This is a genomic window from Pseudoalteromonas sp. J2K-J599 (genome assembly GCF_059295115.2).
In genome coordinates this window covers 507,371-523,524 of record NZ_CM200271.1, presented here as the reverse complement: position 1 = coordinate 523,524, position 16,154 = coordinate 507,371, and the positions used below count along the sequence as shown (strand labels likewise).

Below are 16,154 nucleotides of genomic sequence, written 5' to 3'. Positions count from 1 at the left end.
TTTAATTTATAACTTTTAGGTAAATAATACTACCTGCGACAGTTTAATCTTTTTGTACAGCTCGCTTTATAAGTACGAGTACTCCCCCCAAGAAAGCACCAAAAAAAACACTTAAAATACATATTAATGCACGCTTAGGGCCTGATTTTTTCTCAGGCACTATAGCTGGGTCAACTGTCTTAAATACATATTCATCACGCACATTAGCAAACATAATAGTTTTTGTTTGTTCTTCTACTAAGTTATATAACACAGCACGTATGTCGGAAACTTTAGTCAGCTGTATTTGTTTTGTTAAAAACTCAGTACTTTTATTTGCTTCTAAAACGTCTCGCTGCTTCATAGTCTGATTTATATCTTCTATTAACCAATTTACCCATTGCTGAGCTATATAAGGAGACTTATGCTCTATAGCAATTATTACCATACCAGTTTCTTCCTCAGGTTTGACGGTAAGGATTTCACTAAATTCTATATAAGCTTCTTGCATAGAAGGTTTTGGTTTAAATGGAGCATCAACTTCGCGCACCCATTTATTTTGCTCTACAATATAAAGCTCTTCATCATAAGTAATTATGTTAATTTCACTATTCCAAGCTTTAACAGCCATTAAATCGGGCAATATGTTATGTTTTTGAATAAAGTCTTTAGTAAATTGTCTCGATTTTAATATCTCTATAGCTAACTGGGCTTTATTACTGGAGCTTCCACCTAAATTTACCCCAGCTAAACTAGCTAGTCCGCCAAACTGGCCTGTTAATGCACCTAAGCCACCAGTATCATCCTGCTGCGCTGGTGCAAGTAATGCTTCAGACTTATAAATATCAGGCTGAGTAATGGCATAAGCAACTGATGCTACCGCAAATAATGCCGTAATTACGATAATGATCCATTTACCCTGCCAAATAACGGTAAATAGTTCACGAAGATCAATTTCGTCATTAGCGATGAATTGCTCTCTTGCTTGTTTTGGGTTATTTATACTATTTTGCATGTAAATCTCATGTTCATTCTGCGCGGCGTAGAGCCTCAGCTACAAATAAATGCGCGATGTAAAATCCCGCCTATAAACAAAGCACGGCGTAAAGCCGCGCATTGTTTTTAAATACCACTAATAGCGGCAACTGCTACACCAAGCTGATAAAGGATCTGAGTTGCGGTGCTCCAAAGTGTGAGTCGATCCATGTGATCTGCATTCATAGGAATAACAATAGTGTCACCAGGTTCCAATTGGTCTTCGTTGTTTGCTGCAAACCAACCATCTGTATTTGGTATTTTCACTGAACCATTGGCTTTAATAATATAAATTCGATCTTCAGCAGCACGCTCTTTAAGGCCACCACTTAGCGCTATATAATCGTCAACACTAACCCCTGATTTATATAGATGTGACGTTGAGTAGTTAACTTCACCAATTACGCTGATTGAATCGCGCTTACTTGGTACATAAAGTGTATCGCCATCTTGCAATACTAAGTTTTGTTGATTATTTACAATTAAAGGTAAATCAATTACTAAACGTCCTACAGCTTCAACACTTGCGAGGTCGTCTAACAGCATATTCATTTCTTCATAAGAAAGTGTGCTGCTACTCACCGAGTTTTGGAAGCTTTTAGAAGCTATATCACGGCGAAGCTCTGTGGATAAACGCGCTAGTTGTTTTTGTTCCTGTTCTTTAATTGATGTACGGGTAAACACAGCTGCTTTTGGCTCTGCAAATTGTGAAAAACCACCTGCACGCTCAAGCAATTCTGTTAATGTTTCACCACGGCGTATAGTGTACGTACCTGGAAATTTAAGCTCGCCTTTTAATTCTACTTTTACATTTTCTTGCCAATTTGGAATAGCGAATACGTTTATGCTGTCTTTGCTTTGTAGCGTAATATTACTTTGAAGATCGCCCTTCATGGCGCTTTCAAGATCAAATCGTAAGTGTTCTATTTTTGAACCATCGTTGGCTACAATACGTGTAATTTCAGCTTGTTTTACGTAGGCAGACTCTAACAGGCCACCGGCTGCTGTTATTAAATCACTTACCTCACCACCAATCATTAGTGGATAAACACCAGGAAAAGTAACATTCCCGCTGATTTCAACTAATTGCATAGCTTGTTGCACTGATGCTTGCTGCTTAAATTTAGCAATAATTGGCGCTAATAAGTTATGGCGGCTAAATAATGCGTAATCTTCAGGTTTGAGTTCTTGGTCTTCTTCTTTTGCTTTGCGTTTAGAAATTTCAGCAATTGTTAGTATTTTATTGTCTTCAAGAGCCAGTTCTTCATCTTTTAGATTAACACCAATATATTTTTCGAACTCTTTTTGCTCAAACTTGTGCCATTGCTCTGCTTTTTGTTGCTGCTCTTGTTGCTCTTGGCTAAGGGCCATATTTGCTAGAGCTGATTGCTCTGCTTCTTTTTCTTCAAAACGACTAAATACAACTATCTTGTCATTAGCTTTAAGTTGTAAGTTGTTTTCAGGGTTTTTAATAATCGCTTGAGCAACGTCGAACTGATGCGCTTCTATATCGCCGTTTACATTTATTTCGCGGATTACGAGGCCGTAGCTTAAATCGGCTTGCGGTAGTAGGTCACCGCGTATAGATTTAAGTACATCTGAAATACGCTTGCCTTGGTGCCATTGATAATTACCTGGGCGTGCTACTGCACCAATTAAGCTAATTGAATTTTGATATTGCGAGCTAACTGAATTAAAGCGAATGCGGTCGCCATCTTGTGGGATATAGTTAATTTGTGGTTTTGAAAAATCGACCGAGAGTACTTCTTTACGATCGAAATTAAAGCGCTCTACAATTGCGCTTTTAGCGTATGCATTAGGTTTAAGGCCTCCGGCCATCGCTAATAACTGCTTAGCAGACTCGCCTTTTTTAAGTTCAAAAATAGCGGGACGTTTAACTGCACCTTCAACTGTTACTTGAGCGCCAACTGATGGTATAAATACAGCATCACCTGGCTTTAATACGATGTCGTTGCTGCTATCGCCATTAATAAGTAAGTCGTAAAGGTCAAAATTTGCTACAACCTTGCCTGCGCGTTTAACTTGAATATTACGAAGAGAAGCAATATCAGACACGCCACCGCTTACAAATAATGCGTGCGAAACAGTTGTTAATGAAGAAACACTGTAGCTACCTGGCTTGTAAGCCTCACCTAGCACTAAAATACGCATGCTACGAAGCTGACCAAGCGATATAAACGCTTTTACACCTATTACCTCTTGCTCTACTTTTACTTTTACTAATTCTTTAATTTCAGCAAAGGTCAAACCGGCCACTTCTACAGGGCTTAAATCTGGAATACTAATACGTCCTTCACGGTCAACTATAACTTCAAAACTGTTACTTTCTTTACCATAAAAGTTTATTTTTAATTGATCGCCAGGGCCCACAATATATGTATCTGGTACTGCGGCATTTTCGCTTGGCATAAATGTAGTTGGTTCACCTGCAAACAATTCGTAACCGTATGGTTTTAATTCGTCTGTTTTTGGTTTAAAGCGCTCTTCATCTGTAAGCTTTTCTTTTTCGGGTTCTGCGCGTTCTCCAATACTATTTTGCTGCTGTGTATTATTTTGATTATTAGATTGGTTTGTACCAGTGATCGTTGCTATATCAACACCGTACTGTTTTGCGAGGGCTTCTTGTTGAGCCTTAGGTAACTTTTTAAATTGCTCAATTTGAGACGCTGTTGGCGTAAAAGCCAAAGTACTAAAACTACAAAGTAGAATAAAAGCACTAATTAATTGTGTAAAAACTTTCACGAGTAGGTATATCCCTAGGTCTACAACCAAAATTGGCCGCTATAATACCTTAATTTTAGGCAAATAAAAAAGGGACTTTCGTCCCTTTTGTCACTTTAGTGTAATTAACTTAACTACATTGGTTAAAAACTGTAAACCAACGTGAATGACGTTTCAGTGTCAGTGCTTTCTTTGTCGTCAGCAACATCTGAGTTGTTAGTGACATTAAAAGCGACTTTCATTTGTAACGAGCCGTTTATTTTTGCAAGTAATGCAGTTTCAGAGCGAGTTTTAGTGTTTGTATCACCGTACTCAACAGCAACTAATTGAGTAAAACGTGCATTCTCAGAAATTTGCCAGTTGTAATCTAACTTACCCAAGGCAATTACTTCGCCTTCAAATTCACCAGCAAGAGAGTTACCGTTGTCATCAACTTCAGTGCTGTCATCTGGGTATTCAAAGTATTTATAACCAGGACCAATTTCAGCACTTAACCACATGGTTTTTTCGTTTAATAAACGTAAACCGTAACCTGCAGAAATTACTGACTCACTTCTATACGCTCCAAAATAATCTGAAACGTGTGAACCATAAATGAATAAATGAGAATGATCTTCATTTAATTTGTAATTACCTTGTGCAGAAATTGAATACTTTTCGTTAGTGCGCTGCTTGTTTTTGTCACCATTTGCATCTTCAACTTCATCTTCTTTGTAGATGCCGTCTAGCTTGTATTCGTTGTTCCAGTGTTCAAGGTTGTGCTGAACTTTAATGCCACCTTTAAGTGTGGTCGTTTCTGTATTACCACTTGTGACAATAGCACCTAATTCACTGGTAACTTCCCATGTTCTTTGTTCTGCGTCTGCAGCAAATACGTTTGTTGCAGCAGAAGCCGCAACTAAAACTGATAAAAGCTTTAATTTCATTAAAAAATAACCTTTGTATAAATGTACATCTATTTTATTAAAGCATTACTTGTTAGAGCAAGCTAAACAGCTAAGTAATAATGTAAAAAATTTTCATGCAGCAAATACCGCATGAAAATTTTATGTTTAATAGTTCTTTAGCACTATAACAATTAAAGATAACTTTAATTAAATAACTATTTAAAATTAGTCTTGCTTGTGAAAGTGAACATCCATTTGTGGAAATGGGATAGTAATATCTGCATCATCTAATGCGATTTTAATATTTTCCATTAATGACCAGTAAGTAGGCCAATAATCAGCAGCGTTAACCCAAGGACGAACAATAAAGTTAACACTTGAATCGCCTAACTCATTTACAGATACATTGTAAGCTGGATCTTTAAGTATGCGTGTTTCTGCATCTAATACAGATTTTAATACTTCTTTTGCGTGACGTAAATCAGCATCGTAGCCAACACCAATAACTAAATCGATACGACGAGTAGACTCTCGTGAAAAGTTAGTAATAGCACCAGACATTATTTGAGAGTTTGGTACGATAATTACTTTGTTATCTGGAGTACGTAGTTCAGTTGAGAATATTTCGATTTTTTTAACTGTACCCATTTTATTACCTGCTTCAACAAAGTCACCAGACTTAAATGGACGAAGTAAAATAATTAGTACGCCTGATGCGAAGTTAGATAATGAACCTTGTAATGCTAAACCAACAGCTAAACCGGCAGCACCTAAAATAGCAATGAACGAAGTTGTTTCAATGCCAATTTGCGAAAGTGCCATTAAAATAGTTACAGCAAATACAAGTGTGTACACAATACTTGAAACAAATGAACCGACAGCTTTATCTACTTTCTTTTTAGCAAAACCTTTTTCAGTTAAGTTAGAACAAAACTTAGCAACACGACTACCAAGTAAAAAGATAACAAGCGCAACAACAGCTTGTATACCGTAGTGTAAAATTAGGCCTGAGTTATCGTTAAGCCAATTAAGTACTGAATCCATATTTACTCCAAATGTTTTTTATTAAGCGTTTTCGGGCATTATTATACATTAATTTACAATTTATTCTCATGAAATAATGAATTAATACTATTAAATGCAAGTATATTCTATTTTTTAGAGGCATTTATGCGATAAAACATAGCCTACTTTGAAAAAATATTAACGACTAAATACTAATTATATTTGCCTGATTTAAATTATTTTAATTTATTTCACTTTTGGGCTTCACAACAATTATTATTTTATGTATTATGCGCGCCACACCAAACGAGGTGTGTGTAGTGGCGGTTGTAGCTCAGTTGGTAGAGCCCCGGATTGTGATTCCGGTTGTCGCGGGTTCAAGCCCCGTCAATCGCCCCACTTTTTTTATATTAGTAATATCCTATCTTTATATTGAATAATCTCCCTTACTTATCTCTTTTAATATCCCGTACAGCAAACCAAAGCTTTATCACCTGAATTAATTAATATTTTAAACTAAAACAGTTTTTCAGCAACCTTCCCTATTAAAATTAGTTTAGCGCGAAGATTTATTAAACAAGTATCCAGCCTGCAATTAAATTACATTTATTTAACCAATGTGATTGTACTGGCTGTACTTCAATACAAAAAGTGCTAGGTTTCTAGTACCAACATCATTTTATTACAAAACATCAAACTTCTACTGGGATATAAAATTAAGCATGATTAAACAGGTTTTAGGAAATTTACTGTGTAGTTGTTTAGCTGTAATGAGCTTTAACTCATTGGCTCAAAGCAATGATGAATTCAATAAGCTATTGATTGAGCTTCAAAAATTAGTTTCTGAAAAAAAATACACTCAGGCTTATCAAAAAAGTAATAGCGAATACCAGTACCTGGGCGAACCCGTATACGACTTTTTATTAGGGGTCAGTGCACTTAAAACAGGGCATGCGGCGCCAGCTGTATTTGCCTTTGAACGCGTGGTTGAAAATAATCCTAGATGGTATGAAGCTCGCTTGTACTTAGTTCGCGCTTATTTAACAGTTAATAATTTACCTGCTGCCGATACTCAAGCTTTAATACTAATCAACTCACCTGACACACCTAATAATATAAAGTCTTCAGCACAGTCATTGCTAGAAACTGCAGCACTTAAGCAACAAGAGGCTGGACGCTCTTATAAACAAAATATTGAGCTTGCCCTTGGCGTAGATGGCAACGTAAACGCAGGTACTGCAGAAAATACGATTATAATTCCTAATATTGGTGAGTTTTTGTTATCGCCTGAAAGTAAAAGTACGCAGGACAACTATGCACGACTTAATTACAGAGGAAAGTACTCTCACCCTATCGATCAAAAAAGCTTAATCACTTTAAGTATTGATACCGGGTGGTACAAGTTTGAAGAACTCAGTCAATACGATCGTATAAATGCGCACATTAATGCCGCCTATCAATATAAACAAAATGACATAAGTTGGTTTGCACGAGTTGCTACCACTCCGTTGATGCTTGATGGCGAACTTTATCGTACTGAATCAGCTTTAACGGCCGGAGCTAATTTTACGCTAAATAAACAAGTTAATTTATTTAGCTCCACGACTACGGGTGTATTAAACAATAGATTTGATGAAAAGCTCGATAACTCATTTTATGCGATAAATGCAGGTGCTAGCTATGCAGCTCGAAATTGGTTTCAAAGCTTAAGCATTAACGCTAAAAGCGAGGAAGCTGACATTACTGAAGGTGAATTTAATAGCCGTAATATTACGAGCTTGTACTACCAAGTGAACACTCAGTTGGCTCAACATTGGCAGTTGTTATCTCTTGCTGGATACCAATGGATTAATTATAAAGATGATCACCCTTTATTTTTACAAGAACGTGCCGATAACCTCTTTATGTTCTCAACTTCTGTTCGCTACTTAGTTAATCGCGATTTAGCCATACAGTTGGCTGCCAACTATCAAGATAAATCCAGTAATATTTCTTTATTCGAATATGACCGTTTAGATATAAATTTAAGCGCTTCTTACTCATTTTAATTTAAGGTATTTATGAAACATTTACTCCCTGTAATTACCACTTTACTTTGTGTAAGTTTTTATACACAAGCAAACGACCCTGCTGGTAAAACTATTTTAGCACGAGGCTCTGTACTCGCGGTTGATGGAAGCTCTGAACAACAACGGCAGTTGCAGCGCAGAGATACCGTTTTTGGTGTAGATCGCATTACGACTGGAGAGAAAAGCAAAGCGCAATTTTCAATGTCGGATGGTGGTTTAATCGCTTTAAAAGAAAATTCAGAATTAAATATTGCTAACTACGAATTTAATGACAATACCCAACAAGGCTCTGCTTCTATTGAGTTACTTAAAGGCGGTTTACGCTCTATTTCCGGCGTAATTAAAAAAAATGGCGGCTCTTATAATGTAAAAACTCCCGTAGGCTCTATTGGTATACGCGGAACGCATTTTGAAGTTCAGCTGGTTAAAGGTGATGTGTTTTTAGCGGTATGGGATGGCGCAATAGATTTAACACTCGAAAATAATAACGTGGTTTCTTTGGGTGATAACGAGGCATTTTCGTTTGCACAAATTACAGCCACTGGTGAAGTATTTAAAACGACACGTGCGGCACGCGTGTTTGATCAAAATATAGTAGCAATTGACTCTAAAGACGACAGCGAAGAAGAAACTGAGCAAGCATCGGTAACTGAAGTTGAAGTAAATGCTTTTGAAGCAGATACAGATACTATGGATATATATTCTGAACAACAATTTCAAACTGTTAGCAGCGCATATTTAGCTGATCAAATAGCTCAACGCCAAGGTGTATTTAACTATGAGGCATCAAGCTTTAATGTAAATTCGAGTGTGGGTGCTGTTACTGACTTTGCTATGACTATGGCAGTTGATTTTGATAATGGCACCGTACCTGATGGCGAAATTAGTTTTAATGACGCGGGTGGAAATTGGTATGCAGCTTACAGCGGTTTAATAAATTTAAGCGAACTTGAGCTAGCCGTTACATTTGCATCCCATGGTAACAATAAAGCCGAGGGCGATGTTGATGCAATATTTTTGAATGACTTAGACAACATTACTGGCAACTTTAATCTTAACGAAATAAATAATCCTGATGTAAATGCTAGCGGTTCTTTTAAATTAGAACCATAAACACATTGGATACAAAGCTTTTATTATGGAGTATTTAAAATGACAGCAAAAAATATATTTTTGCTTGGTTCTATGGTGTTTTTGTTAAGTGCCTGTGGAGGCTCAGAAGAAAGTCCCACTCAAGAGGCAATACAATCACCTACGGCTGAAGTAATACCGCCAACGGTGACTAGCTATATTAATTTGGCTGGTGTTATAGCGAGTAATCAAACCAAGAGTACAAAAGTTTTAGGTGCTGTCACTTCAAGTAGAGGAGTTGTTGGAGCAAGTTTAGCAAATACTCGCGCTAATATTGTTTTCTCACAAACAAACGACACCGTACAAGGTAATGTTTCTTTTTTACTTGAAGCTTCGGATACTGATGGCATTGCTGAAGTTAATTTAGTGCTCCCTAGTGTTAATAAAAGCATATCACTTTGTTCTTCTGATTGTGGTGTTGACTACGAAAAGTCAATTATAGGCCTCAACCCTGCGCTTTATGGCGTAATTCCCGGTGAAATACGTCTTGAAATATGGATAACTGACACTTTAAATAATCAAGCACTTGCTGATGCAATCACTTTTAACTGGCAACCATATCAAATTGAAGGTGTTACAGCACAACGAGACGAAGATAATATTAATCTTTCGTGGCAAGCCAACCCCGAACTTAATCGTTACAACGTTTATATTGCAACTCAAGCTGGAGTCTCATCCACTAATATTAATGAATTAGAGAATGGGCAACAATTTTTAAGTATTCAAGATACTGCATTAAGCATTACCGAGTCACTTACTAATAAAAGTTACCAAGTACTTATTACCGGTATTGATGGCAGTGGTGAAAGTGGTTTGGCTAATATAATAAACATAGCGCCAGTGGGTGGAGAGCTTGCATTTGCACCAGAGGCAAATGCCGATCAGTTTCAGATAAGTGAAGATCAAACTCTGCAAGGTAACGTACTAACAAATGATACGAATCAATACAGTGGCGATTTACGTGTAAATGCAGATGCATTAATTCTACCGCAGCATGGCACTCTTAATATAAATGAAAATGGGGATTTTACTTATATCCCTATTGCAAACTTTAATGGTGAAGATGCCTTTAGCTATCAAGTTGCTAACGAGCTAGGTATGACAGACACCGCAGTTGTAGAGATAACCATTTTAGCTGTTAACGACGCTCCTATAGCGCTTGATAATACTTACAGCGTTACAAACAATGGAACCTTAGTTGTCCTATCGCCAGGCTTACTTATAAACGATAGCGATATAGACTTAGATGACTTAACTGTTGATACAACGCCGGTTAGCGAACCAACAAGAGGACAATTAACCCTTTTTGATAATGGTGGCTTTGAATACCAAGGCGAGCAAAATATGCAAGGCCAAGACAGTTTTCAGTACAGAGTTGTTGATGCACAAGGTGCTCAGGCTATTGCAAATGTAACTATTGTAAGCTCAAACACTAACGTAGCCCCTGTAACAAAAAATGACAGCTATAGTTTAAGCGAAGATGAAACACTTGTGGTTACAGCAGCCAATGGTGTGCTTAGTAACGATACGGACCCAAATAATGACAGTTTTTCAGTTGATGAAACGTTTATGGTGGCACCCACACATGGCCAACTATTATTAGCAACTGATGGCAGCTTTAGTTATGTGCCGGATGCTAATTTTAATGGTGTTGATCAATTTCAATACCAAGCTATAGACTCATTAGGTGCAACCTCTACAGCCACAGTAACTTTAGTAATAAACAGCGAACCCGATAACCCTGTTGCACAAAATGATGCCTATCAATTTAGCAAAAATAAACTATTTGAAGTAACAGTACAAAATGGCTTGTTAATTAACGACTTTAATATTGAGGCTGGTGATTTATCGGTTAATACCACGGCAATTAATACAACTCAAAATGGGGAACTTACATTAAATGCTGATGGCTCGTTTACCTATCAGCCAGACTTAGGTTTTATTGGTGTAGATAGCTTTACCTATTCAATTTCAAATGAGCAAGGCTTAACTGCAACAGCTCAAGTAACCTTAAGTGAAAGCGGCGTTAATACTTTTCCACAAGCCAATGACGATCAATATACGTTAGACGAAGACAGCTCTGCATCTTTATTAGATGTGCTAGCTAACGACACTGATGCAGATGGCGATACAATTACTATTTCTAATATAGAAAATACTGCTGGTGAAGCGACTATTGTCGCCGGAAAAATACAGTTTACTCCACCAGCAAATTTTTCAGGTGAGATAGTACTGACTTACACCATTACCGATGGTTATAGCACTGGTAATGAAGGTATAAACGACAGAACAGCAAGTGTGACGATTACTGTTACACCCGTTAATGATGCCCCTACTGCAAAAGATGATTCAGCAACGATGAACGAAGATGCTCCTGCGTTATTAGTTAACGTATTAGCTAACGACTCCGACATTGACGGCGATACTCTTGTGATAACAGCTGCTACTGCAGATAGAGGTTCTGCATCTGTTGTTGATAATAAAATCCAATATACGCCTGCTGCTAATACAAATGGAACAGCAATTATTAACTACACAATAAGTGATGGTAACGGCGGTACTACAACTACTAACTTAACAATTACTATTATTCCCGTAAACGATGCTCCAATAGCAAACGCAGACTCAGCTACAATAGATGAAGATGCAGCGCCAATACTAATAAATGTATTAGCCAATGACTCAGACGTGGATGGCGACAGCCTTACCATAAGCGCAGCATCAGCTAATATTGGCTCTGTATCAGTGGTTGGCAATCAAATTCAATATACACCGGCAGCCGACGACAACGGCTTAGCAACAGTTACTTATACTGTAAGCGATAACAACGGTGGCACCAGTACAGCAACGTTAACTATCACTATTACACCTGTAAATGATGCTCCAATAGCAAATGCTGACACGGCAACTATGGCGGAAGATGCAGCGCCAATGCTAATAAACGTATTAGCCAATGACTCAGATGAAGATGGCGACAGCCTTGCCATAAGCACAGCATCAGCTGATATTGGCTCAGCCTCAGTAGTTGGCAATCAAATTCAATACACACCGGCAGCCAACGACAATGGCTTAGCAACAGTTACTTATACTGTAAGTGATAATAATGGTGGAACCAATACAGCCACAGTCGCTATTACGATAACTGCCGTGAATGATGCACCAGTGGCTAATAACGATACTGCAACTATGGCTGAAGATGCAGCGCCAATACTGATAAACGTATTAGCCAATGACTCAGATGAAGATGGCGACAGCCTTGTCATAAGCGCAGTCTCAGCTGATATTGGCTCAGCCTCAGTAGTTGGCAATCAAATTCAATATACCCCAGCTGCGAATACCAATGGACTCGCCACGGTAACTTATACTGTAAGTGATAATAATGGTGGAACCAATACAGCCACAGTCGCCGTTACGATAACTACCGTGAATGATGCACCTGTTGCTAATAACGATACTGCAACTATGGCTGAAGATGCAGCGCCAATACTGATAAACGTATTAGCCAATGACTCAGATGAAGATGGTGACAGCCTTGTCATAAGCGCAGCATCAGCTGATATTGGCTCAGCCTCAGTAGTTGGCAATCAAATTCAATATACCCCAGCTGCGAATACCAATGGACTTGCTACGGTAACTTATACTGTAAGCGATAATAATGGTGGAACCAATACAGCCACAGTCGCTATTACCATAACTGAGGTTAACGATGCACCTGTAGCATCGGTTCAAAGTTTTAGTATTAGTGAAAATGCTACAGATGGCGACATTATTGGGACTGTTAGCGCGTCAGATATTGAAAACCAAACCTTAACTTATAGTTTAACTGGCGGTGACACTGCTTCATTTGAAATTAATAGTAGCTCTGGTGTTTTATCAACCGTAGGTGAAAGCCCATTTGATTTTGAAACAACTAATCAATATATCTTAAATGTCACTATAACTGATGATGGCACACCTAATGAAAGTTCAAACGTTAACATAACCGTTAATATTACTGATGAAGTTGAACTTCTTATTCCAACTGAAGATGTGACATTTGGCCGCCCAATTACAGGAGAGCTTGATCTTTCGAACATTTTTTCTGGTGGTGAGTTTAAAGACAGTATTGAGCTTAATGGCAACCTATATTTTGTTGGTTTTACCAACAATGCTGATAAAGACCTTCTTATTGTCTCTTACTCAAATAATGGTGATATGAATACTGCCTTTAATAACACCGGCACTAAAATACTCGATTTAGATCAAGATGAAGAAGCCACAGCTATTATTTCTGACGGTATAGATCTTTTCATTGCCTATTCGAGTTTTGATGGCACCCATAATGAAGCTTGTATACTTAAAATGGATCTCGCTGGCACGTTAAGCACTGGTTCGGATGACGATGATGATGACGACGACGGTGAAAGTGGCGCAGGTATTCAGTGTACAACGCTTAATAGTACTACCGTTATTAATGACCTTGAAATTGATGACAATAAAATACTGGCTGTAGGTAAATACTTTGACGGGTCTCAAAACGATAGCCTATGGATACATTACAAAAAATCAGATCTAGATTTTGAGAACTCTACTCCAGCTATTGTCGATGTTAGCGGCGCTAATCGAGATGATGAAGGCTTTGCAATTAAGAACTTTGATAAATCCGACTACTTAGTTGTAGGGACTGTTACCAGTGCAGAGGGAACAAAAGACTCTCTAATTCGTTATTTAAAGTCTGATGGCGATAATGACAATAACTTTAATGGTGGCTCAGCACTAATAATTGATATATCAGATAATAATAAAGACGACGAACTTTTTGCTGTAGGCGGAGTTGTTGATTCTGAATTTACTGCCTTCGCAGGTGGTTACATAACTCGTAACAGTGGTGAAAAAGAAGCCGTGGTTTTGGCTATTGATAAAACAGGTACTCTTATAACGAGTTTTGGTGATGCAGGTACTGCTATTTACGATATTGATGGTAACGGTGGAAATGGTAATGGCGGCGCTAAAATTACAGGTATTAAACACGAGTCTAGTAACAATGGCATTAGTTTGTCAGGGACGACTGGCGTATCAGCCTCAGAAAAATTATTTTCAGCACGGATTAATAATGAAGGTACTTTAGATAGTGCTTATGGCACCTCTGGCATTAATATAATTGATGGTATAAGTGGTAAGCAATTTGCCAACAGTTTAGCTATCGACCTTAATGACACTATTTGGGTAGCTGGTGTTAATGATGATTCAAATACAAAACCGTTTATTGCTGCAATAGACAGTCAAGCCACATTATTTAGTAACTTTGAAACCAATGGTTACTTTACCCTTAATAATTTAGTAGATGCGACTAACGATGAGTCAATGCACGTTTTACAACTTAGCAATGGCCCTAATGTTGGTAAGTACATTCTTGCATCAACGGCTAAATCGGACTCAGTTACTAAGTTAGTATTAACACGTTTTACGAGTGCGGGTGATATCGATACTAGCTTTAGCGAAAGTGGCCATAAAGAAATCGCCATAGATTTGAGTAACTCGCGTGTTGCTTTAACCGAGCAAAGCGACGGCAATTTAGTTATTACAGGCTCTAAAAATAGTGAAAATGGTGAAGCGGGCTTTGTAGCTAAAGTTGATCAGTCTGGTAATTTAGACTCTTCATTTGCAACAGATGGTGTATATACAACTTCTGTCAGTGGCGCAGAATTGGTAAATCTGACAGATATTGCACTTGATAACAGCGGTAACATTATTACTGTTGGGTCAATAGTAACAAGTGGTACCCCTAACCCAATCGTTGTAATGTTGACGCCAGAAGGTACTCTAGAGCCTAACTTTGGCACTGGCGGAAGCATCATAGGCTCAGCTTTTGAGTACTATAACCGCGTACATACCGACAATGCAGATATTTTCATTGGTGGTAAGTCAGTATTAAGTGGCACTTCAAAGCTAATCGCATTGAAGTTAAGCTCAAACGGTACTGAAATATTTAAATATGTAGGTGAAGAAACTACAGATACCGACAATAAAATAGTGCAGATTTTAACTGACACAACGGGTAAGCTATATTTAATAGCAAACCTTATTGATTCGCCAAATAAAGCCAATGTTATTAGGTTGCTTGTTATGGGTACGCTTGATACAAGCTTTGCCGTAAACGGTGTCGGTGAATATACTTTGGCCTCAACCGGTAACACTGAGCTAAGTGGTGCAGCGCTAGATAGCAGCGATCAACTTATTTTAGCAGGCAAGGCTAACAATAAAGGAATGTTAGCGCGCATTTTAACTGATGGTACTTTAGATAATACGTTTGGAGCCAGTGGTGCCGGATTTTATGAAGCAAGCCAATGTGTCAGTACCCATGTATTTACTTCAATTATCCTGCAAAATGATACCCAAGTTGTTGTAAGTAGCACTTGTAATGACACTAACTCTAACAATGTTAGTATTTCTAAATTCAATTTTGAAGCAGATGGAGCTTAGCCTTAAATTATGAAAGTTGAATTTTTTGGTGTTAGAGGCTCGATGCCTTCAGCTGGAAGTAATACACACATTTTTGGGGGAAATACCTCATGTGTGTACATTGAACAAAACAACGGTAAAGATCTTATTTTAGACTCTGGTACCGGTATTGTAGAACTCGGTACACGTTTACTAGAAACACAAAGTCCTATCAATATTTTGCTAACGCACAATCATTGGGATCATATTCAAGGGTTTCCTTTTTTTAAACCTATCTACCAGCCCAACCGCAATATAACCATTGTAGCTGGCAACGTTGATGATAAAAAAAGCCAAGATGCCATATTGAAGCAAATGAGTGGTTCGTACTTTCCTGTGTGTTATCAGGATTTACCTGCCAATATTACGCTTAATACTGATTTATCGTCTCAAAAGCAATTTACACTTAACGGTTTTTTGGTTTCTACTGCTCCACTGAATCACCCTGGTGGCGGTACTGCTTATTGCATTAAAGCAGATGAAAAAAAGATAGCTTACGTTACCGACAATGAGCTAAACCCACCAGACAAGCTAAACACAAGTATTTGCGAATGGAGTAATTTTATTGAAGGCGCTGATTTACTAATTCACGATGCTCAATTTATAGATGCAGACTTGCCTCTTAAGCATGGTTGGGGTCATAGCACCATAGATCAGGTTGCTGAGCTTGCTATAAAAGCGAGTATTAAAAATGTGATTATTATTAGCCACGATCCATCAAGAACCGATGAACAGTTAGTCTCTATAGAAAAGTATTTACACACGCAGTACGCTCAACAGGTAAAAATAGAATGCGGCCGAGAAGGACGAGTTTTTGATTTTTAGT

Annotated in this window: 8 protein-coding genes and 1 tRNA gene; 5 read left to right on the top strand and 4 right to left on the bottom strand. The window is 37.9% G+C overall.

What is annotated here, in order from left to right; all coding sequences use genetic code 11:
* Positions 1-43: 43 nt before the first annotated feature.
* The 4 genes from AC5NT5_RS02255 to AC5NT5_RS02240 form a co-directional block, all read right to left on the bottom strand.
* Positions 44-994, bottom strand: a complete 951-nt coding sequence (locus AC5NT5_RS02255; RefSeq protein WP_494513281.1) for a Wzz/FepE/Etk N-terminal domain-containing protein — start codon at positions 992-994, stop codon at positions 44-46.
* Positions 995-1,101: 107 nt separating this feature from the next.
* The gene (locus tag AC5NT5_RS02250; RefSeq protein ID WP_494513280.1) at positions 1,102-3,777 is read right to left on the bottom strand and encodes an SLBB domain-containing protein; all 2,676 of its coding nucleotides are present in this window, start codon (positions 3,775-3,777) and stop codon (positions 1,102-1,104) included.
* 122 nt (positions 3,778-3,899) lie between these two features.
* Positions 3,900-4,682, bottom strand: a complete 783-nt coding sequence (locus AC5NT5_RS02245; RefSeq protein WP_182682499.1) for a DUF481 domain-containing protein — start codon at positions 4,680-4,682, stop codon at positions 3,900-3,902.
* Between the two features lie 186 nt (positions 4,683-4,868).
* Entirely contained in the window at positions 4,869-5,687 is an 819-nt protein-coding gene (locus tag AC5NT5_RS02240) for a mechanosensitive ion channel family protein (protein ID WP_002958438.1), read from the bottom strand.
* A gap of 284 nt (positions 5,688-5,971) precedes the next feature.
* Here AC5NT5_RS02240 and AC5NT5_RS02235 point away from each other — a divergent pair.
* The 5 genes from AC5NT5_RS02235 (at position 5,972) to AC5NT5_RS02215 (ending at position 16,153) form a co-directional block, all read left to right on the top strand.
* Positions 5,972-6,047, top strand: a tRNA-His gene (locus AC5NT5_RS02235).
* A 323-nt stretch (positions 6,048-6,370) separates the two neighbouring features.
* Entirely contained in the window at positions 6,371-7,696 is a 1,326-nt protein-coding gene (locus tag AC5NT5_RS02230; RefSeq protein WP_494513279.1) for a hypothetical protein, read from the top strand.
* 12 nt (positions 7,697-7,708) lie between these two features.
* Positions 7,709-8,830 (top strand): FecR family protein, encoded by a 1,122-nt coding sequence (locus tag AC5NT5_RS02225; protein WP_494513278.1) that lies wholly within the window; start codon positions 7,709-7,711, stop codon positions 8,828-8,830.
* A gap of 39 nt (positions 8,831-8,869) precedes the next feature.
* Entirely contained in the window at positions 8,870-15,310 is a 6,441-nt protein-coding gene (locus AC5NT5_RS02220) for an Ig-like domain-containing protein (RefSeq protein ID WP_494513277.1), read from the top strand.
* 9 nt (positions 15,311-15,319) lie between these two features.
* Complete coding sequence (locus AC5NT5_RS02215; protein WP_182694797.1) at positions 15,320-16,153, top strand: MBL fold metallo-hydrolase; 834 nt, start codon at positions 15,320-15,322, stop codon at positions 16,151-16,153.
* The last annotated feature ends 1 nt before the right edge of the window (position 16,154 follow it).